This window comes from Psychrobacillus syltrankelensis (assembly GCF_055454035.1).
In genome coordinates this window covers 2,283,979-2,306,827 of sequence record NZ_CM144227.1, presented here as the reverse complement: position 1 = coordinate 2,306,827, position 22,849 = coordinate 2,283,979, and the positions used below count along the sequence as shown (strand labels likewise).

Annotated in this window: 14 protein-coding genes; 9 read left to right on the top strand and 5 right to left on the bottom strand. The window is 36.2% G+C overall.

The genetic code is table 11. The features are described 5' to 3' along the window. Genes dapF through asnB form a run of 3 tightly spaced genes read left to right on the top strand, consistent with a single transcriptional unit; the run spans window position 1 to window position 4,137 of the window. On the top strand, window positions 1–876 hold the full coding sequence (gene dapF, locus ACTSKG_RS11075; RefSeq protein ID WP_464754681.1) for a diaminopimelate epimerase: 876 nt from the start codon (window positions 1–3) through the stop codon (window positions 874–876). A gap of 36 nt (window positions 877–912) precedes the next feature. Beyond that, window positions 913–2,238: a type I glutamate--ammonia ligase gene (glnA, locus tag ACTSKG_RS11070; RefSeq protein ID WP_464754680.1), complete on the top strand. Its 1,326-nt coding sequence runs from the start codon at window positions 913–915 to the stop codon at window positions 2,236–2,238. A gap of 48 nt (window positions 2,239–2,286) precedes the next feature. Continuing rightward, window positions 2,287–4,137 carry an asparagine synthase (glutamine-hydrolyzing) gene (asnB, locus tag ACTSKG_RS11065; RefSeq protein WP_464754679.1) on the top strand — a complete coding sequence of 617 codons (1,851 nt, stop codon included), beginning with the start codon at window positions 2,287–2,289 and terminating at the stop codon, window positions 4,135–4,137. Window positions 4,138–4,406: 269 nt separating this feature from the next. Here the strand turns inward: asnB and ACTSKG_RS11060 are convergent, their stop codons facing one another. After that, window positions 4,407–4,904, bottom strand: a complete 498-nt coding sequence (locus tag ACTSKG_RS11060) for a phage tail protein (protein WP_464754678.1) — start codon at window positions 4,902–4,904, stop codon at window positions 4,407–4,409. Beyond that, complete coding sequence (locus ACTSKG_RS11055) at window positions 4,891–5,370, bottom strand: GyrI-like domain-containing protein (protein WP_464754677.1); 480 nt, start codon at window positions 5,368–5,370, stop codon at window positions 4,891–4,893. Before ACTSKG_RS11055 ends, ACTSKG_RS11060 begins: the two co-directional genes overlap by 14 nt. A 110-nt stretch (window positions 5,371–5,480) precedes the next feature. Here ACTSKG_RS11055 and ACTSKG_RS11050 point away from each other — a divergent pair, with 110 nt between their 5' ends. Then, window positions 5,481–6,443 (top strand): helix-turn-helix transcriptional regulator, encoded by a 963-nt coding sequence (locus tag ACTSKG_RS11050; protein ID WP_464754676.1) that lies wholly within the window; start codon window positions 5,481–5,483, stop codon window positions 6,441–6,443. Window positions 6,444–6,605: 162 nt separating this feature from the next. Then, window positions 6,606–9,773, top strand: a complete 3,168-nt coding sequence (locus ACTSKG_RS11045) for an ATP-binding cassette domain-containing protein (RefSeq protein WP_464754675.1) — start codon at window positions 6,606–6,608, stop codon at window positions 9,771–9,773. 210 nt (window positions 9,774–9,983) lie between these two features. Here the strand turns inward: ACTSKG_RS11045 and ACTSKG_RS11040 are convergent, their stop codons facing one another. After that, window positions 9,984–11,174, bottom strand: coding sequence for an MFS transporter (locus ACTSKG_RS11040; RefSeq protein WP_464754674.1), 1,191 nt, complete (start codon window positions 11,172–11,174; stop codon window positions 9,984–9,986). 1,023 nt (window positions 11,175–12,197) lie between these two features. Further along, window positions 12,198–12,785 (bottom strand): DUF421 domain-containing protein, encoded by a 588-nt coding sequence (locus ACTSKG_RS11035; protein ID WP_464754673.1) that lies wholly within the window; start codon window positions 12,783–12,785, stop codon window positions 12,198–12,200. Between the two features lie 189 nt (window positions 12,786–12,974). Between ACTSKG_RS11035 and ACTSKG_RS11030 the strand changes: the two genes are divergently transcribed. Together ACTSKG_RS11030 and ACTSKG_RS11025 are read left to right on the top strand one after the other, a co-directional pair. Continuing rightward, window positions 12,975–13,967 carry a VanW family protein gene (locus tag ACTSKG_RS11030; RefSeq protein ID WP_464758014.1) on the top strand — a complete coding sequence of 331 codons (993 nt, stop codon included), beginning with the start codon at window positions 12,975–12,977 and terminating at the stop codon, window positions 13,965–13,967. A 485-nt stretch (window positions 13,968–14,452) separates the two neighbouring features. Beyond that, window positions 14,453–17,614, top strand: a complete 3,162-nt coding sequence (locus ACTSKG_RS11025; RefSeq protein ID WP_464754672.1) for a DEAD/DEAH box helicase — start codon at window positions 14,453–14,455, stop codon at window positions 17,612–17,614. A gap of 590 nt (window positions 17,615–18,204) precedes the next feature. On the opposite strand, the gene ACTSKG_RS11020 is transcribed toward ACTSKG_RS11025, so the two are convergent. Beyond that, complete coding sequence (locus ACTSKG_RS11020; protein WP_464754671.1) at window positions 18,205–19,752, bottom strand: thermonuclease family protein; 1,548 nt, start codon at window positions 19,750–19,752, stop codon at window positions 18,205–18,207. A gap of 299 nt (window positions 19,753–20,051) precedes the next feature. Between ACTSKG_RS11020 and ACTSKG_RS11015 the strand changes: the two genes are divergently transcribed. Then, complete coding sequence (locus ACTSKG_RS11015) at window positions 20,052–20,372, top strand: hypothetical protein (protein WP_464754670.1); 321 nt, start codon at window positions 20,052–20,054, stop codon at window positions 20,370–20,372. A gap of 616 nt (window positions 20,373–20,988) precedes the next feature. Next, window positions 20,989–22,641: a restriction endonuclease gene (locus ACTSKG_RS11010; RefSeq protein ID WP_464754669.1), complete on the top strand. Its 1,653-nt coding sequence runs from the start codon at window positions 20,989–20,991 to the stop codon at window positions 22,639–22,641. Window positions 22,642–22,849: the final 208 nt, after the last annotated feature.

The following is a 22,849-nucleotide window of genomic DNA, read 5'->3' as shown; positions in this document are numbered from 1 at the left end:
ATGAACTTTACTAAAATGCATGGATTGGGCAATAATTATGTCATTTTTAATCAATTGGGCAATCCGAATAATGTACTGGAAGAACAGATGTATCCAGAGCTTTCAAGAAAAGTTTCCGATGTGAATTTTGGAATTGGCTCCGATGGGATTATTCTCATCTGTCCGTCGCAGATGGCTGATTATAAAATGCGAATTTTTAATGAAGATGGTTCAGAGGCTAAGAATTGCGGAAATGGCCTGCGCTGTGTTGCAAAGTTTTTATTTGATTATGCGTATGCAACGAAACCTCGCTTTACGATTGAAACATTGGGGGGGGTGGTCAGCGTTGAGGTGGAATTGGATAAAATGAAATCTGTTCAATACGTTAACGTGGATATGGGTGAACCAAAACTATTGAAAGGAATGATTCCTATGGGAGGTGATCCATTCGTTCCCGCAATGAACGAACCACATACCTTTGGAGGAGAGGTGTATTATCTGAGCTGCGTCTCGATGGGCAATCCGCATGCGATCATCTTTGTGGATGAGGTGAATGCCGTTCCATTAGAGAAAATAGGACCTGTCATAGAACATGACAGCCTATTCCCGGATCGGGTAAACGTAGGAATTGTTCAAATTAGAGGGCGTCAGGAAATTGATTACCGAGTTTGGGAAAGAGGATCGGGAATAACAATGGCTTGTGGTACAGGTGCTTGTGCTGCAGTTGTTGCTGCTACTATGAATCAATTGCTTGATCGAAATGAGGCAGTAACTGTGCATCTTCCTGGAGGAGATTTGACAGTAACTTGGGATGAACAAGGTCATGTTTGGAAAAGAGGAGAAGCCTCCTATATTTGCCATGGTGAATTAATTTTCAATAATTCGATTTCTGCTTAAAAAAGTTATAAAAAACAACGAGGAGAGTGGAAGGGTATGAACAGAGAAAGAATACTAGAAATGGTAAAGGAACAAAATGTGCTTTACATTCGGTTACAATTTACTGATTTATTTGGAACAATAAAAAATGTCGAAATTCCTGCAAGTCAGTTAACGAAAGCGTTAGATAATAAAATGATGTTTGATGGCTCATCTATTGAGGGCTTTGTGCGAATTGAAGAATCGGATATGTTATTATATCCTGACCTAGATACGTTCGTTATTTTTCCTTGGACTGCAGAAAAGGGAAAGGTAGCCCGATTCATCTGTGATATTTATCATCCTGATGGAACTCCATTTGCTGGAGATCCTCGTTTGAACCTAAAAAGAGTGTTACAAGAAATGGAGGAGCTAGGGTTTACCAATTTCAACCTTGGTCCTGAGCCAGAATTTTTCTTATTCAAATTGGACGACAAAGGTGAACCAACACTTGAATTGAATGATCAGGGTGGCTATTTCGACCTTGCGCCAACCGATCTAGGGGAAAACTGTAGACGTGATATTGTATTGGAATTAGAAGAATTGGGCTTTGAAATTGAGGCATCTCACCATGAGGTTGCCCCAGGTCAACACGAAATCGATTTTAAATATCAGGATGCTGTAAAAGCTTGCGATGATATTCAAACCTTTAAACTTGTTGTCAAAACAATTGCTCGTAAACATGGGTTGTTGGCAACTTTTATGCCAAAGCCATTGTTCGGTATAAATGGTTCAGGTATGCACTGTAACCTAAGTTTGTTTAAAGGAGGAGAGAATACTTTTTATGATCCAAATGGGGTATTGGAATTAAGTGATACCGCAAGAAGCTTTTTGGCAGGAATATTAAAACATGCACCAAGTTTCACAGCCGTTACAAATCCGACTGTTAATTCTTATAAAAGGTTAGTTCCAGGGTATGAGGCACCGTGTTATGTAGCGTGGTCGGCAAGAAACAGAAGCCCGCTTATTCGTATTCCAGCTTCACGTGGCTTGAGCACTCGTGTAGAAGTTCGTAGTGTTGACCCTGCAGCGAATCCTTATCTAGCAATGGCTGTCCTACTAGCTGCAGGATTAGATGGAATAAAAAATAACGTAACAGCTCCTGAACCAGTAGACCGAAATATTTATGTAATGTCTAAAGAGCAACGTAAGGAACATGGCATTATTGATTTGCCAGCCTCGTTGGCGCAGGCTCTCGAATTACTAAAGACAAATGTAGTCATCACGAATGCTTTAGGAAGCCATTTGTTTGAACATTTTGTAGAAGCAAAAGAAATCGAATGGGATATGTTTAGAACGACTGTACATCCTTGGGAACGTGAGCAATATATGAAACAGTATTAAGTGGGGTCACATCCTAGGGAAAATACTCAAAGGAAAGAGTGATGTCGAGTGTGCGGAATAGTAGGTTGGGTAGATTGGCGTAATGATTTGACGCAACATGAATCCGTCGTGAAAAAAATGGTAGAAACCTTGTCTAAGCGAGGTCCAGATGCTTTAAATGTATGGAGTTCACAGCAAACTTCATTCGGACATACACGTCTCACCGTTGTCGATCCTGTTGGTGGTACTCAGCCAATGGAAAAGGAAAAAAACGGGTGTTCTTATAGGATTATATATAATGGAGAACTTTATAATACGGAAGATATTCGGAAGGAATTATTGAAAAGAGGATATTCATTTCTTTCTTACTCTGATACAGAAGTGCTACTCACAGCATATATCGAGTGGGGTGAAAAGTGTGTAGAACATTTGAATGGAATTTTTGCCTTCGCTATTTGGGATGAATGCAAGGAACAGGTTTATATCGCAAGAGATCGTCTAGGTGTGAAACCTCTTTTTTATCATATAGAAAATGAATCGCTTTTATTTGGTTCAGAAATCAAGGCAATTCTGGCTCACCCAAAGATAAAGGCTGAAATAGATCGGGAGGGGCTCAAAGAAATATTCGGCTTAGGTCCATCTCGAACTCCCGGTCATGGTGTCTTTCGAGGCATTCACGAACTTCGCCCAGCACATGCACTCATCTTTAATCGAAACGGGTTTAAACAATGGCGTTATTGGAATGTAAATAGTCAAAAACACCATCATTCTCTTGATGAAACAGTAGAACAAGTTTCTTTTCTTGTAAAAGATGCCGTCCAACGTCAGTTAGTTGCCGATGTACCTGTTTGTACCTTTTTGTCAGGTGGAGTCGATTCGAGTGCCATTAGTGCCATTGCTGCTGATTATTTTATTAAGCAAGGACGGGGTCAGCTTCACACATATTCAATTGATTATGAACAAAATAGTCAATATTTTAAAGCGAATTCTTTTCAGTCAGATGAAGATGCATCATGGATTACCAAAATGGAGCAATATTTAAAAACAAACCATCATGCAGCTGTTATTGACAATGAGAAATTAGTAGAATTTCTGGATAAATCTGTATTAATGAGAGATTTGCCTGGTATGGCTGATGTGGATGCGTCCCTACTATGGTTTTGTGAACAAATTAAACGGGATTATACAGTTGCTTTATCAGGTGAATGTGCGGATGAAATTTTCGGTGGCTATCCATGGTTCTATCGTGGTGACATTTTACATGCGAATGGATTTCCCTGGATAAGATCACAAGAGGAAAGACAGAAGCTACTACTTCCGCATTGGCAAAAGAAGCTCAATTTAAAAGAATATGTAATGGAGAGGTACAATGAAACGATTGCTGAAGTTCCTCCATTAGAAGGGGAATCAACCGTTGAAGCACGCCGTAGGGAAATGTTTTATTTAAATATGATTTGGTTTATGCCTACATTATTGGAAAGAAAAGATCGAATGAGTATGGGGGCTAGCTTAGAAGTACGCGTCCCATTTGCGGATCATCGACTTGTTGAATATGCATGGAACATCCCTTGGGAAATGAAAATGTTGAATGGAAGAGAGAAGGGAATACTGCGAAAGGCTTTAGAAGGAGTTCTTCCGAATGACGTTCTTTATCGTAAAAAGAGCCCATATCCGAAAACCCATCATCCTGAATATTTGAAACTAGTGAAGACTAAGTTAAAAAACATCCTCGACAATCAATCATCTCCAATATTAGAAATCTTATCAAAGCAAAAGGTTCAAGATATCATCGATTCAGATGGCTCCTCTTTCAAAACTCCTTGGTTTGGGCAGCTTATGACTGGTCCACAACTGATTGCGAATATCTCTCAAATTAACACATGGCTCGATCGATACAATATTAACATTATAGACAACTAAAATGTTCCGAAGAAGAGGTGTATGACGTTTAATATAAGTTAAAGATTAAAACCGAACTAGTTAAGGTAAAACCGTTTCAGATTTTTGAATAAAAGTAACAGCACCTTCTGATTTGATGGAAAGGTGCTGTTTTGTTATTTGAATGCCTAGATGAACATTTGTTGCATGAATCGTTGTTTTTGCTCAAGCAGGATTTTCTTATGCAATTGAAGAAAAGAATGACCAATACAAAGGATGACTGGTTTCCTCCACTTGCGCTTTTGCTTACTTTAATATTCACCTTTAATTACAAAATACGAGCCTCGAATTGTTCCAGCTAGTTTAGACTTCTGTCTAGCAAACTTAAACTTCTCCGCTAACTCCTTCGGTACTTCCATCCCTTCAGAAAGCTTAAAACCAACAGCCCGTTTCTTTGCGTCATCTATCGTATACATCGCGTTAACCTCAAGACCATCCTCATAAAAGACGTAGGCAAATCTGATATCTTCCAATTGAAAAAGTGACGTTTCTAAAGGTTTGGCCGCAAACTCAATCTCACGTTCTTTCAAAACTCGGTTCACATAATCAAGTGTCTCTTGGCTTTCACTAGCTGGTACAACCGTAAATTCATGATTGTATTTGTTCATTAAGTAACGGGCTTCATTAGCACGTAAACCAGCAAGCGCTTCTGCTACAGGTGAAGACTCTAAACCAACCGTAGACACATTTTTAAAATCAACGATATAGGACAATTCTATCTCTCCTTTTATCTCTTTATTTCCTAACAACAGGAATCCACATTTCACCATATACTAAGCCGTCTCGTTGCCCCATCTCAACCGTAGTATTTGGCCCACCAACATAGGCAAAATCCTTTAATTCTGGCAAGACTTGACCAAAGGCAATGCCAGCAAGCTTATTACTCAACTCATCAGCTGTATTCCCTTCCCCTTTAACAACGATGTATTCCCCCTTAGGAAATTGGATTACTCTTGTTGCTTCTGGTATCGTTGCATCCGTCATGACACCAGCATAATGCATCATCTTGTTATTCACTGCTTCGTTCACGGCGAAAATATATTCATTTGTAGCTATGGCTTTTAAAGTGTCAAGCGTTCCATCTTGTTGAACGGTCGACCAAAAATCTGCCTTTTCTTTGGTTATCCCAGCATAGTCTGTGTAATTACTCTTAAGTTCAGTTCCAATGCCTAAAACGGTAAAACTGTCTTTTTCTTCTAGTGTATAATCTGCCATATTCAAAACCTTCCTTTTTTTAAAATTAATCAAATGATATGTTTTTTCACTTGATGAGTTTATAATAACCTTAAATCATGTCAAAAAGTGATACTGTTTAGGGGGTCCCGATGAAAAAAGTTGAAAGGATTAATATCATCATGCGGTATATCAACAACCGCGCACACTTTACAATTTCTGAAATCATGCGAGAATTTAATATCTCTCGTTCGACAGCTATTAGAGATATTCGAGAAGTTGAAGCCATGGGAATGCCACTTGTTGCTGAAGTTGGAAGGGATGGGGGTTATTTTGTCATGAACAACTCTGTCTTACCCACTGTCCGCTTTACCGATAATGAGATTAAAGCTCTTTTTATTGCCTTTATGGCAACAAGAAATCAACAACTCCCTTATCTAAAGAGTCGTCAGTCTTTAGCTGAAAAATTACTTGGCCTCATCTCAGAAAACCAGCAAGAAGACCTTGTTCTTTTAAATCAAATCTTGCTATTTGAAGGGACAAACCCTAATAATCCCGACCTACTGGATCTGTCAGACCTGCCCCATCCTATGTTAGAAAAACTCATCCAAATCCTTCTTTTGGATAGCTATTTATTGATTACCATCAAAGAAGAAGAGGTAATAAATTCTTATCCAATTTATCTCTTGCACCTATATCACGAAAAAGGCAATTGGCTGATTGAGGGCTTCGACATAAAGGATGAAAAGAGGAGGATTCTCCCTGTCGACAATCTTACCGATGTCAACTCATACCCTGCGAATAAAAGATTAAGTAAGAAAAAGATCTTAGAAAAACTACGTAAGCGGGAAGAAGAAATTAATCTTGTTCTTGAACTTGGTCCAAAGGCGATTGCCCAGTTCAAAAAATATCATCCATTAAAAGTATCTATTTCCTATACGAATCCTTACCAAACAACAGCCATTCTAAAGACTTTTGTCCATGTTAATAATCCCGAAGAATTGACCGAATTAACAAATTGGCTACTTTTCTTAGGTGGGGATATCAAGGTCAGGGAAGTGCCAAAAGAAGTCTTAGAAGGTTTACAAGAGAGATTATACTTATTCTGCCCATAAGCAGTGCTTGTTAAAACTCAAATAATTTCGAGTTTGGTTGTTGCCATTTACCCTTTATAATCGCACACCCAGAAAAGATAAATTGTATATTATCCCGTATTACGACAGAGTTTTATGCTAACATGGAAAGACTAAGTTTACAAAAATGGAAAGGATGTACATATGAAAATAAATCAATTAATTGCGAACAATATTAACAAATTAGATGCAGCACTACCAGTAGATAAATCGTTAGGGATTGCTGGTTTGTCTGGATCTGGTAAAACAACGTTTTGTCAAACAATTGGTGAAGAATCAAAGAAGCGTCTCGTTTCCTTATTGCCAAAGGCTGAATATCAGTATTTATTTCCTAATATTATGGAAACCAATTTCAGTGCCATCAATATGGAAGAAATGCCACTTGTACTTTTTCTAGGTAGATCATCAATTTCTTCTAATCCACGTTCTACAATTGGTACACATACTGGCGTTTTTACAGAGATTCGTGCAACACTTGCTGAAAAACATAATCTTTCTCCAGAAGTTTTTTCATTTAATAATCCATTAGGATGGTGTCCAGATTGTAAGGGTCGCGGAACTACTAAAAATGTCGAATGTAAAAAGTGTAAAGGAAAGCGCTATAGTCAAGAAGCTGAACAATATAAGATTGAAGTATTTGATAAAGCACAGAGTATTTCCGATATTAATGACTTAAGCATCGAAACTATTTTTTCACTAGCAGAAGTATTAAATATTAGTGAAGGTAAACAACTGATTCTAAAAAATATAATCAATATGAATATCGGTTATTTAACATTAAATCGCATTATGGGTACATTGTCAGGTGGAGAATTAACACGACTTTACTTGGCAGAATTTATGTCTTCAAGTGAAAATACGGTTATTATCATTGATGAAATCTCCGTGGGTCTTGATCACCAAACTCTATTGAAAATTTTAGGAGAGATTAAGCAATTGGGGTATAAGAATCAAATTTGGCTTATTGATCATTCGGACACGGTGCTCGACATAACGGATGAGCAATTGTTCTTTGGACCAGGTAGTGGTAAATACGGCGGGAAAATTGTTGAAGAGTCCCCACGGCCAAAACCAATTAGTTGGGAACGAAATCAGGTAACTCCAAATGAATATTATCAATTTCATGATCTTTACTGTCGTAATATTCAAATGGACGAAATTCAGATTCCCAAAAATAGACTAGTAACTTTTACGGGTGAGTCTGGATGTGGGAAATCTACACTTGTCAATGAGTGTATAGCCGAAGATTTTAAAAAGCGATATCCTAAAGACAAATTGGTAATGGTTGGACAAGATCGAAACCAATCGATTACCAGTCGGTCAACCGTTGCGACTTTTCTTGATGTTAAAAAGAAGCTAACAAAATATAGCGAAGATATTGATGATATTTTTCAGCGCTCTATTGAAGATATAATTGAAGAACTGCCAAATGAAGACATCGCTCATAAACGATTAAGCTTATTAATCAAACTTGGACTTGGTTATTTGACGTTGGAAAGAAAAACACAGTCTTTATCGACTGGTGAATTTCAATGTGTTCATTTAGTTTCTGAGCTGTTTGCTAATTCAAGAAACCCACATACGCTTTTCATTTTTGACGAGCCTTCAAAGGGTTTATCACAAAATATTTTAAATCAATTCATTGATAGTGTTAGAGTAATTCTGCAAGATGAAACTGTCTCAATGATAATGATTGAACATAATTCCTATATGCTAGAAAACTCTGATTTTATTGTGGATTTTGGTAAAAGACAGTTTGCACCTGTGAAGAATTTGGATGTTGTCAGTCATGATGATTATTATCGCGGGCAAAACAATTCGGATAGAGTTGTTCCATTACAAATTTCTTCAACGGTCAATCAACAAAATGGAATTAACTACTTAAAAGAAAATCAGATTACCTATTTTAAAAATGCAGAAAACGTCTATAAGGGTGGTATCTTAAAAAGCTTATCATCAATGGCTCGTTTGATTTATGGTGAATACGAATCTGAAAAGCTTGCACCAGTCATAGCCATAGATCTGGAACGGCACTTGTATAGTCAGTATACTTTTCTCTATGAAATTGGTGGCTTGATCAATCATATTGTAGCAGCTCATCCAACCAATAAAGATACGAATAGCTTCGATTTCTATTATCAAGACAATCATTGTCCATGCTGCTCGGGCCGCCGGGTGATTGAAAAATTTGATTTTGATACTGTTATTCAGGACAAAACCGTGCCATTCTGGGATGGCTTACTGCATCCAGAAGTAATGGAGGTTTTAAAGTACTATCAATATCCAAAATTACAATTCATCTTTGATGAGATTAAGAATGAGCTTGGTCAGGATATAAGTAAAAGTTATAATGACATGACAGAAGAAGAAAAGCATACATTTTTTTACGGTTATTGGGAAAAGTCATTCTATGATAAAGCAGGTAAGACCCAGAGAACGTGGCAAGGTTTTAATAATATACTTGGGATGTATATGTCGATTTCGAAATCGATTATTAAAGAGCATATGAAAGAATCAAAAGAAATGATAACCTGTCCAATTTGTCAAGGAACCGTGCTCAATCATCATAAAAAGTTGAAATTTGGCAACACGGATATTCGTGAGATAATCGGGCTACCTTTGGATCAAGTCATAAAAACCGTTGGGAAATTACAAGTACTTGAAAAAGTGAAAGAAATCGTCGGCATTGATATGGCTTTGACGGAAGATGTCTCCCTATTGCCAAGGGAAACACAAGTCGCTCTGAAAATGCTTGAACTTGAGCTAGCGAGCTTTGCTCATTATGAAGTAGTTTTACAAAATGCCCTGCCATTCTGGGGTAGTATTAGTGACAATATCGAGGCAATCAGCATTAACAATCAGATTACCATCTGTGATTTTGACAATATTACTGAAACGAGAGAAACCATAATTGATAAGTATTTCACAAATGGAAAATACAAAAAACTAACATATGTTTATGAAGCATTTGGCTACAAAAAACTAGTTACCCAAATAAATAAAATTAGAAAAAGCCATCCCTGTCCATTCTGCCTAGGAAAGAAAGTTATATCAGAAGATAATCTGCATGATGGCGTATTTAAATTAACAATTCCATGTGTTAGTTGTGATGCAACTGGCATCAATGTTGAAGGGCGTAGGGAAGTTGTCGAGGGCATAGATGTGCAAACATGGTTAACTGGAAAAGTTAGTGATGTTCTTGCTGGATTAAATCTTGATGCTGTTGCGCATATTCCAATTTTTAATCGTATTCGTGAGTTGAATAAACAAGATATGATGGCGGTTTATCAATATCTTGATAAAAATAATTAAAGATAGAGAGATATTCTAGTTTATGGAAAAATAGATAAAAGACCGAACAAATAGACAAATTTGTTCGGTCCTTTTTTGTGGGTAATTTTTTCATTCATTATAAAAAGTGGTTGGGTAAAGAACACCTCGAGATAACTGTAACCTCTTGAATTATGAGATAGAAGGATACTTGTTCTTCTTAAGATATCATAGGAATTATACCCTTCCCTCTTATGCATGTTTCTTTTGTTTTTGGTCTAAATGATGACTAAAGAAAGTTAGCAGACTTGCACAGACTGCAACTATCCCACCAACCCATGTTACATTCATTAAATTGCCTTGATGGTATACAATTCCACCTAATGCTGAACCAAAAGCGATACCTACGTTGCTTGCCACAGGCATAAGTGAAGCAGCAAGTCCGGTTGCTTTTGGCTGATAAATTCCGGCAAGGTCTATTAAATATAGCTGAGTAGATGTTGTTAACATGATGGCCATTAACGACATCATGCCGAGGTTTGCAAGACCTAAAATAAAATGGTTTGTAGTCCAAAATAAACTCGTTAGAACTACTGACTGTATGAGAAAAACAAACCGAAGGCGACCGATTGCATTGTGGCTGGCAATTTTCCCGGCGAGGATGTTGCTGAAAATCGAGATAAATCCATAACCAAATAAGATTAAACTAATTGATTGATTTGGTGCTTCCATTCCCTTCAAGATAGGAACAAGGTACGTAAAGACGGTATAGGTTGCGCCGAATCCGAGAGCAGGAATGAAAAAAGCCATCAAAATTCTTGGTTTGGTCAATAAAGAAAACTGATCCCGTATCGAACTGCGTATTTGACTGAGCTTATTAGGCAAGACGAAAAAGGATGTCAAAAACGCCAATCCTCCTAAGAAAGTAGTTAACATGAAAGTGGCATTCCAGCCATACCATCCAGCGATGACAGTACCAATTGGCACTCCAATGACATTTGCAAGTGTGAAGCCACCGAAAACGAATGAAATAGCAAGTCCACGTTTGCCGATCGGCATGGTTTCACTTGCTACAATCATGGCAAGAGAGATTAATACTCCTGTTACAATGGCCGTTATAATCCGAAGCACAAGGAGCATGATATAGCTCGATGAAATTACGCACAAAGCATTCAGAATCATGAAAACTCCTATTAAAAACAACATCCATTTCCGCTTAGGAAAATGACTTGTTACTGACATCACAAGTGGAGTGAAGATGGCAAACGTAATCGCAAACGCAGAAACTAGTGTACCTGCTTTTGCATTTGTTATATGAAGGCTTGTAGAAATATCAGTTAAGATTCCCACTATAACAAATTCGCTTGTTCCGAGAACAAATGTTAATAAAGTAAGTGTTAAGATGAGCAACCAATGTCGCTTGGATAATTTTGTAGAGTGCATAAATACCTCTTTTCTTAGATGAATGCAAATGTGTCACAGGGGTAGAAAAACAACCTAAACATCATACCACAAAATATTTTTGCGAGAAAAACCATTTCTTATCAAAATAGACTGATGTTAATGGATTGCCCGGATTGAATAGTCACAACGTTAGCAGAGTTTGAGGACAAAAGGTAGGGTGTAGTCGTAATTATTGTCGGCATAGGAGCTAGTACCTTCAAAATGAATATTGGACCCGCTTCAAAAAATGCCTGTGTTGTGAATTATGGTTTAACAAATACGGATGTGCTCATTCTTGATATGGATCTATAAATCAGATTTATTAGCTGGAAATGAAGTTTTTAGAGGGGTCTGATCACCTTTAAGGATGAAATAGAAAGGGCAATTGCTTTTTGGAGTAACATTAACTATATCCTAAACATTTTACATACCAATAAATTAGATGAAATTGCAAAGACCAATGAAACCCTCATTTAGAGAAGTCGCGGTAGCCGTATATGTAAAGGTGGATCTTGTGATATCTGCCTATTTAAGTGTATTAGATTAAATTCAATATATATATGTAAGAAGTGTATTATATTTTTAATATCTTATTCAAAAGTCTAATTTACTGAAAAATACAAACATATAATATTTTAAAGTTTAACCCTGACAGGTGGTGAATCGATATGCTATTTAATCAGCCAGATCCTAGAAGGAGACCTTACCCGCCAGTCTATAGACAAGGGGGAAGACCTCCAAATAGAATGAGAAGGCAAGACAATGCTTTCTTCCATCCTAACCATTTTAATAGACAGGAGCAATCCTACTTTAACCCTTATCAACAACAACAACCTCCAAGAGCGTCAAACCATCTTAGTAACATTATGGGCCATGTGGGCACAATAACAAATGGGGTTAATATGATGAGGCAATTTGGATCAATTTTAAGTCTATTTAGATAGTTTATCTCCACAGAAAATCTAAAAATGCACATCAAAGTTATATTCATTGATGTGCATTTTTAGTTAAGAAAAACTGTAGTCAATTATTAGGTGGGAGTTTTTTGGTTATTATTTCAGTAAAAATATTTTCTTCGGAATCCGTTGATTGTTCGGTTTTTGTAGACAGTTGGCCAGTTTGAATTAATTGAATAAGATTTTGAATATCCTCTTTGGTTGCAGGCTGCTTTTCTTTTTTTAACGTATAACCTAATTGTCCATTTACCTCCAGTGTTGCATACTCTAAGTCACTAATGGTCGTTATACCTAATTGTCGTAGATGCGTTTCTAATTTATCGACCGTTAGTCTAAGCTTTTTTAAATTTTTTTCATTTATTTCCCCATTTTCAATGACAATTATGGCTTTACCAGAAATTATAGATTCCAATCCATTAAACTTTAATTCAATGAATTCAATTAAGATAAGAGATAGAATTAATATGGAACTGATTCCAATAGTCGACAATATCCCTTTACTTTTTACTGGATGAATCAGCAATGTACCGAGCATAATCATGATAATTGTATGGGGGACAGTCATTTGAGAGATTGACCTTCTTCCACCAATCTTTAACAAGATCAATCCAACTATAAGAATTAGGACTGTCTTCCAAATCAAATTGAAATCCATAAACAATCACCTTTTTTTTAATAGTATTAGAAACTTTCTTCTTGTTTATACCAATTTTAAAAGACAAAGATAAAAGGGAAACCTAGAGATATATTAGTACAGCTAGTTCAAGATTTTTCCTAATTCACACTATCATTACTATCTGAATAAGATATCTAATTGGAAATACCTTATAGCAGGGAGTACGATATTGTGAAAATATGGATTGTTGCACTAGTCTTTTTATGTTCAATAGGACTGGCAGGTTGTCTTGAAAAATCAGTCAATGATGAGTTAATACCAAATGTTGATGAACAAGAACAACCTATAGAGGAACCGAAAAATCCGGTTACTCATACCGACGAAACTGAAAAGGAATCGAAGCCTTTAGTTGTAAATATTGTGGATCCAAATACGCTAGAAATAATTAAAACTATTTCACCACAAGAATTAGGATATGAAACAGATTTCGAAACATATAAAAAGGAAATTGAAAAATTAGCTTATGAGTTAGCAAGAGGTACAAAAACAGAAGTTGGTTATGACAAAAGAATGGTTCTTGATAAAAAGGATGAAGACGGTCAGGTTATTAAAGGAAGCCCAAGGATAATTTTAAAAGAAAGTGAATTGGTGAATAGAATTATTGATGCATCAATTACTGGCAATGATGTTGAAATTCCTTTGTATGTGACAGAAAGTAATTATAATGTTGAAGACATGCCTCGTTTAGAAGAAGTAATAATTGCCTCTTATACAACTTATTTTAATCCCTCGGATGTAAACAGAAACAAAAATATAGAGATTTCAGCGAAAGCTATTAATAATGTAATTGTTGGAAGTGGAGATTATTTCTCTTTTAATGAGCTGACAGGTCCGAGAGACGAAGTAAATGGCTACCAACCGGCACCAGAAATAATTAATAAGAAACTCGTTATGGGTATAGGGGGAGGGGTTTGCCAAACGTCCTCCACACTATTTAATGTAGTAGATCAATTATCGGTAACATATGTAGAAAGACATCATCACTCTTTAGATATAGGTTACGTCCCAAAAGGAAGAGATGCGACCGTTTCATATGGTGCATTAGATTTCAGATTTCAAAATACAAGTAAAGCACCTTTTTTAATAAAAGCAATCTATGGTAAAAGTTTTCTTACAATAGAAGTAAGAACTTCGAAGGAATATGAAGATATTTTAGAGTAATTATAAAAGAAAAATCGAGGTCGGAAAAAGATACTCGCTTTCCGCGGACGAACCATCGAGCCTCCTGGACCAACACGACGTTGGTCATGAAGGCGTTGCCTCAGGACGAGGCGCCATTAGCCTTCCTTCCTATTTAACGCTACGTGCGGGGTCTTGCTGGTCCGTTCTTCCGCAGGAGACTCGCATCTTTTTCCTCTATCTATTAATCAAGGAGTGTTCTGAAATAATTTCAAAAAATCTACAGAATGAGTAGGAAAAATAAAAGAAAATCAAAAGGTTTAAATAATCTTGTTATCGCGATACCTTTTGACTCTTCAATCTAAGCATATCAAATATAAAGTTGATGTGTTTTTTATATTGCGCATAACTTAATAGTTTCCTGCTGAAAAAGTATATCTAAATGTAGTTGTCTGTCCAAACGTGCTAAGATATAACCAACTAAAACGATACAGAGGTAAGCGAAGTGATCGAGAAAGGATTAAATAATGAATTTTTCGATGAATGAAACGAAAATTAAGCAATTATGCGGAGTCACTGCTTTTAAGAAAGGGAAGACCTATTATCTTGCAGAAAAAGTAAATTTTCATTCCTATCAAGCAGATGATCCAGTGGTTAAGGCTAGTGTGAAAGCAGTTGATGATTTTGAAGTCATGTTGAAAACAGGACAAGATGGGAAAATCGTAGCTACATGCACTTGTCCACCAATAGGTTTTGTACATACATACTGTCAACATATTGCAGCTGTAATGCTAGCTATCGAAGAGAAGCAAAGGATGGAAAATCATTTAGCTGCGAGAATGCTGGATTTATTTGAAAATAGACCTATGCAACCTTCCGGAAAGCAATTACATTTTGACAATAGACAGACGCTACATGTGGAATTTACATGCCGTCCAGTCTTTCAAGGTGACGGTGAGTACGCAATCGGGATACAGATGAGGGCTGGTACACATGCATTACAACCCATCTCACAACTTGCAAAGTTTCTTGATGCAGTAGAGAGAAGAGAACCGTTTGAATATTCTCGAGGCTTGCTGTATGTACCGGAGCTTTACAGCTTTCCAAGAGAAACGGATAGTGTCCTTCAATTTCTAATAAAAAGCCAGCGAGTGAAAAGTAAAGTAGTCTTGCAAGATGGATTATTACTCATTTCCGCTTCCGATTGGGAGCAGCTCCTTCCTCTATTAACAAAAGCACCAGAGGTAAGATTTATGCAAGGTGGAGGGCTTTATGAAGGAATGCGTTTAGGTACAAAGCTATCTTTAAGTTTTGAATTTGATGAGAGAAATACGACCGACTATCAAATGCATGTAAATGGGCTAGAGGGAATAACTGTTTTAAAGGCATATAGCTATGCACTTTTGCACGGAGAATTGTACAAGCTTCCTCCAGAAGAATGCAACCGACTTGCAGAGCTCAAGGAAATGCTGGACCAGACCGGAAAACATGTGCTTGTCATCTCGGAAAGTCAAATAGATCACTTTATGGAGAAAGTTGTACCTGGCTTGACGAAGCTAGGTCATGTGGATATAGCGGAATCTATTTCCAAAAGAATGGGGGAAACTCCGCTTCGGATTAAGATGTTCTTAGACAGAGTAAAGCACCGATTACTTGTAGGTTTGGAATTCCATTATGGGCATCTTATTATCAATCCATGTGAAGAAACCGAGGAGACATTCTCGCACTATCCTGGAATTAGACGTCAGCGTAAGAAGGAACTGCAAATTATACAATTGCTCGAAGAAAATTCTTTTACTCAAACGGATGGTGGATTTTTCTTATACGACGAGGAAGCAGAATATCACTTTTTATATCATATATTGGGAAACATGGAAAAATGGGTTCAAGTATATGCCTCGACAGCCGTTAAAATGCGTGTCCAAAAAGCATATTTAGGTCCAAGGATTAAAGTGGAAGTGAAGGAACGAACGGAGTGGCTAGAGTTCCGATTTGACTTGAAAGGAATTTCGGAAAAAGAAATCCAAAATCTAATGGTTTCTATAGAAGAAAAAAGAAAATTTTATCGAATTCCAAATGGCAATTTGGTATCTTTGGAAACTCCAGAATTTTTGGCATTAGCGAATTTCATGCAAGATATGGGGCTATCTAGCGATAATATTAAGGAAGAAATTCGAGTTCCTTTAATCCAAGGGATGCAGCTCATCAATTCTTTGGAGCAAGGTTATTTAGTCGATCCGGGTGAAAAATTTGCAAAGCTAATGAAAAATTTAAATGATCCCGAAAAATTGGATGCAACTATACCTCCGACTCTAACAACTGTTCTTCGTGATTACCAAAAGGTTGGTTTTAAATGGTTTAAGTTACTAGCGAAATATAAATTCGGAGGAATTCTAGCGGATGATATGGGGCTCGGTAAAACGTTGCAAAGTATCGCATTCATCGAATCGGTGCTACCAGAAGTTCGGGTACGTAAATTACCAGTATTGATCGTCTCACCTTCTTCACTCATTTATAACTGGAAAAACGAACTAGAAAAATTCACTCCCCATATAAATGCACAAATCATTGACGGCAACAAAGAGGAAAGAAATACCCATTGGAAAGCATCTCTCGGAGCGGATGTCATCATCACTTCTTATCCGACATTGAGAATGGATACTGAACTTTACTCCAAGAAGTCCTTTCATACACTGTTCTTGGATGAAGCCCAGGCTTTCAAAAACCCAATGACCAAAACTGCAAGGTCAGTGAAAATGATTCAAGCAGAATATCGATTTGCACTGACTGGAACTCCGATAGAGAATTCCCTAGACGAACTGTGGTCCATTTTCCACGTTGTGTTTCCCGGACTCTTGCCAAATAGAAGAGCCTTTAGCGAATTAAGACGGGAAGAAATAGCGAAACGTGTACGACCATTTATATTACGTCGATTGAAAAAGGACGTTCTGAAAGAATTACCGAATAAAATTGAAACGATTCAATTTTCGGAGTTACAAGTAGAGCAGAAAAGCCTTTACGCTGCTTATTTAGCGGAATTAAAAGAGGATACATTGAAGCATTTAAAGAAAGGCGATTTAAAAAGGAATCGTATAAAAATTTTAGCTGGTTTAACGAGACTCCGACAATTATGCTGTCATCCAGGGCTATTTGTTGAGGGATACAAGGGAAGCTCTGCAAAGTATGAGCAATTAATGGAAATCCTAGAAGAATGCCGTTTGTCAGGAAGAAGAGTGCTCGTCTTTTCACAATTCACCCAAATGCTCGGTATTATACGAAGACAACTTATTCGCCAGGGAACATCTTACTTTTACTTAGACGGTCAAACACCACCAGCCGATCGAGTAGAATTATGCAATCGCTTCAACAATGGCGAAGGAGATTTATTTCTCATCTCACTAAAAGCGGGAGGTACTGGTTTGAATTTAACAGGAGCGGATACAGTAATCCTCTACGATCTTTGGTGGAATCCAGCAGTTGAGCAACAAGCAGCAGACCGTGCCCACCGAATGGGACAGGAAAACGAAGTCCACGTCATTCGCCTAGTAGCAAAGGGTACAATTGAAGAGAAAATAAATGAATTACAACAGAAAAAGAAAAGTCTTATTGATGAAGTTATTCATTCGGGTCAGGATGTATTGACTGGTATGAGTGAGGAGGATATTCGGGAGATTTTGATGATTGAGTGATTTAATACTGGTACTAACTATAGAGTCATTTAGAGTATCAATGTATGCATTGCAATTAGGAGAAAAACTCCGGTCAAAATTGAAACTGCTTCATGCATTGGGCAATGGGCATTAATCCATGATGTTGGGAATATCATATGATATATTTTAATGAAAATTTCCATGAAGGTGGTTATACCCTGATGCAGAGGATAAAGTTTATGTTTAAGCAATTCTTAAAAGAGCCTTTGTGGTTTAAAATACTAATCTTTACAACCTTACTTGTCTCAATTATTTTTAGCAGTTCAGTATTCTCAGATAATGCTTACTTTCAAAGCTGTTCCAAATTAGCTGCTGCTATCTTTTTTTGTGCTTATGGTATTAAATTCAGAAAGAGTCTTAAAACCTCACTCATTTTATTTATATTAGCAGGTGTATGTATTTTTTTATCGATTTGGGCATTATATTAGATTTGATTATCCTAGCTTAGTAGGAAAGGCATTATTTCAAAATGAAAATTACAACTCCTCTCTACGAGAAACAAGAGAGGAGTTGTTTTTGTATAAATATCTAGAAGACATAGAAATACAGAGGTATAAATTTACAGGAAATTATCTCTTCGATGCTCGGTATCCAGCAGCCAGTGCTGCAGCTTTACTACAAAACATTGCCTCTGGTTCTGTAATATCATAAAATTGCCCTCCAGGGACATGGAAAATTTTTTCTCCACTGGAGCTAATATTTCCTTTTATATTACAGGAACCTGAAGTAGTTGGTTTTTTTTCTTGTTTCGGTTGGGGTTGTGATTTTGGAGTCTCAGCTGTTGCTGATTTTTTCTCTTCTGTATGATAACCATCTTCCTGAGCGTAGTTTTCGATACTCCAAATACCGATACCTTGTTTTTGTGCTTTTTGTTGTAGTTCTCTAAATTGGTCAATGTACTTCACATCAGGTTGGAAAACTGCTACACGAGCAAGCCCTTTTTCAATTAATGTTTTATTGAAAAGTTTTCCGTCTATCCACACATACCGAAGCAATCGTCCATATTTGTCGCGATCGGAGACATCTTTTTCAAGTTCTATTTCTTCCCCAGTTAAAGCATCTTTTGTAAAAGAACTTGCTTCCGGTCCGAATGGTTGGACACCTAGTTTAGGATGTTTTGTCTCTGGTGTATCAACAAGAATCATACGTACAGTCTCTTCTTTACCATTCACTTTTACTTTAATGGTATCTCCGTCAATGAAGCGAGTGACAACTGCAGAAGTTAAAGCTGTACTTATCGGACTACTCGGCTCCTCTTTTTTTTCTACTAACTTGGTTTTAGAGGAAATAGGAAGAATATTTTCTTTAATAGTATCTTTATCCACCTGTTTTGATGGTGCAACGGTTTCGTTTGTATCTTCCTCTTTGGTTATAGTTGAACCATCAACATCATCTGGAATTTGAGCCTGATTAATTTTAGCGTCAGGTAAGAATATGAGACTAATAATAAAAAATACTAAAAGAAGCGTACCATAAACCTTTCCAATTCTTTTTCTGTTTTTAATAGATGAAAAAGGTAAAACATACTTCGGTTTTATTAAACCGATTACTAAACCAAGAAGTGTTAATGATTCTAATGTTATTGCCAAACTAGCCAATTTTTCGTCCATTTTTTCAGATGTAAATTCGTTAGTAATGATAAATAAGATGGCGACATACATGGCGATTGCAGTAATCATCTTCCACGTCTTCCATGAACGAAATCCTAATATTTTTCTATACAATGGTCGCGAAACAACTTGGATATTTAAATCAGTGTTGTTTGTGATTATTTGTTGTGCTTCTTTGCCATTTGAAGTGAATGAAATCGACAAAGACCCGTTATTATTACCTGAAAAACCAAATGTGGACTTAATGAAATAGTGATCGATTATGACCTGGTTCCATTCTACCCAGCTGTGGTTTTCCAGTTGCTTGACTTTGTTTTCATATGTCTCCTTATACTCGTATAAAGTGATCCCTGTTTTATCTAATGCAGCAAACAGATTAACTGTTTTTCCTTTTATAGCTGCCTTGCAGACTAGTAATAACTTTTTGTTATTGTACCTATATATAGTAACTATTCTCTCTCTTGCTAAATCCTCTGTCGAAGGTTTTTCCTCTTTTTTTGTACCCATAAGTAACTCCTATTGTTTATAGAATTTCTGTTTTTTTCCTTAATAACCAATAGAATTATAGCATGCAAATCACATGGTTTTAAATTCCATTTTTTAGCATTTCGGATATGTGGAAAAGGAGGATATTCGGGATATCGTGAAATATGAGTTTAAATAGAATACAATACGTATTGGTCAGAATAAATTTCTCAACCTTTGGACCTATTATTTTCTTCACTTCAGTTTGAACATAGTTATTGTATAATGGATAAATTGTGAGAAATGAAAACTAATTATTTTTAAAGAGAAGTAGGTGCACTTTGGATTCACTGAAAGAGGTTATTTATTATGTTGTGCAAATAGGCGAGCACTACTACAAACATACAGATGGTATAGCTTCCTTCACAGAAGATGAGGAAATGGCGTATGCTTTTACGAATCTAGCTGATGCGAAGCAAAAGGCAATAGAGATGGAAGGTACTGTACAAGAAAGAGAAGTTAGTTACAAGGAACTGCAAGAATTATCAGAGCAACATAAGGAAGAATATATGAAGTTGCCAAAGGAGGAAAGGGAAATAATTGAAACGTTTTGTCAGTACTTATTAGATATAACAGACGATAAAGGTAAAGTTCTAATATGAATTCAAATTACATAACGATCAACTTTTCGACATTTGGATATTTGGACATACGACTAAATTAAGTCGTATGTATAAAATCGCAAAGAGGCAAAAACGATTAATATATATTGTGGCAATTAGAACGTAGGTGAATTAGGAAACTAGCTTTTATAATCTTAGGAATAACTGATTATATAACTCACTCTGGAAGTATAGCTGAAAGAATTATTTGGAGACTAAAGAACCGATACCAACGTATTTAGCATTACTTGCAAATAAGTTTTATTTATCATTCTGGATGAGCCCATTCGTCAAACTTGTTTTCGCAATAATCATCTTTGTCATAATCAATAACGTTTGCTAAAACTTCACCGGCTGAGCTGATAAGAACATAGTGTTCAAAACCTACTATTGGCTACTACTCACTTTACTTGTTCATTGGCCATGTGCAATTAAGTATTTTGACATTATTATCCTAGTTTATAAAGCTTTAAAGCTAACTTTTGAAAGCATCAATCCATTTAAAAATGTGAGAATTAATTACGGTTTATGTTTTTAGAATATTTAATATTATTTGATTTTGAGATACAATTAAAATAAATAATAAAAGGTAAATTTGACTAGGAGTGAATGGATAATGTATGCAATTGAGATAAAGCACGAAGGGTTAAATAAGTATAGAGTAATTAAAGGTTCCGACTATTTTGTTGTTAATCAAAAAGCTGAAATGCAAAAAAAAAATTGGGATGAAATGTGGGATAAGAAACAAGAGTTACATGCACAAAAAGTTTCGAGAGAAAAAGCAGCGCTGGAAAAGGAGCAAAAGAAAGCATTGGCAATACAGCTATCAGATGAGGCTTTTGAACGACTTGTGATAATTGAAAATACACTGTCACATACACTTGACGTAGATGACAGAATTAATTGGGACAAACTTAAAGATGATACTACTTTTGATAAAAGAAAACCGCAAAAACCAAAAGCATTAGAATTTCCAGGAGAACCCAAAGAAAGTGATGATATATATAAGCCTAATCTAGGATTATTTGATATGCTTTTTCCTTCTAAAAAACAAAAGAAAATTGATGAAGTAAGTAAATTGTTTAAAAAAAATTACAATGAGTGGTTAAATAAAAAAGAGGAGATAACTAAAACTAACGAAGAAGATCAAAATAAATATGAACAGCTTTTGGGAGAGTGGGAAAAAGAGGAGAAGAGTTTTTTTCAACAACAGAAGAAAAACAATGAAGCAGTTGAAAACCAAAAAGTAAGTTATGCAAATGGAATTCCTTCATCAATCATTGAGTATTGTGATATGGTGTTGTCAAATTCTGTTTATCCAGAAGGCTTTCCTCAAGAATATGAACTAGATTACAATCCATTGACAAAAACACTAATTGTAGAGTATTCATTACCCTCTCCTGAACATATCCCAACATTAAAAGAAGTGAAATATATACAAACCAAAGATGAATTCAAAGAAATTTATCTATCTGAATCTGTTTTTAATAGAATGTATGATAATTTACTTTATCAAATAACTTTACGTACAATTCATGAATTATTTGAAGCAGATGATATTAAGGCAATTCAGTCGATTGTTTTAAATGGATGGGTTAGATCTATAGATAAAGCAACAGGGAGAGAAGTAAATGCCTGTATATTATCAATTCAAACAATAAAAGAAGAATTTGAAGATATAAAACTTTCCCATGTAGACCCTAAAAAGTGTTTTAAAAGTTTAAAAGGGATAGGTAGTAGCAAATTGCATAGTCTTTCTCCAATAGCTCCGATCCTAAAAATCGACCGAGAAGATGGACGTTTTGTATCTTCGTATGATGTAGCTGACTCACTTGATGAAACCGATAACTTAGCAGCAATGGATTGGCAGGATTTTGAGCACCTAATTAGAGAACTCTTTGAAAAAGAATTTAATCAATCAGGGAGTGAAGTGAAAATAACAAGGGCAAGCAAAGATGGCGGGGTTGATGCTATTGCTTTTGATTCTGATCCAATAAGGGGTGGCAAGATTGTTATCCAGGCAAAGAGATACACAAATGTAGTTGGAGTTTCAGCTGTTCGAGATTTATACGGAACTGTTCTCAATGAAGGTGCTACTAAAGGAATCTTGGTATCAACTGCTGACTATGGACCAGATGCATATAGCTTCGCAAAAGATAAACCACTTACATTACTAAACGGCAGCAATCTCCTACACCTGTTAGAGAAACACGGACATAAAGCCAAAATTGACCTTAAGGAAGCCAAAAAAATACTTTCAGAAGGTTAATAAATAGTATTAAAAGAAAGTATATTTAATGCTTGAAGGTAAATCAATTGTATATTGCAAAAAAGAACTGCAGAGAATTGCAAAGGGAACGTACATAGTATTGCAAAGTATTATACAAAGGTCAATTTGATTTTACATGGAGCCTCTGCGGGCACAATTCATGAGCCTAGAAGCCAGAAAACCAAAGAATCTAGCTCTAGCTAAAACA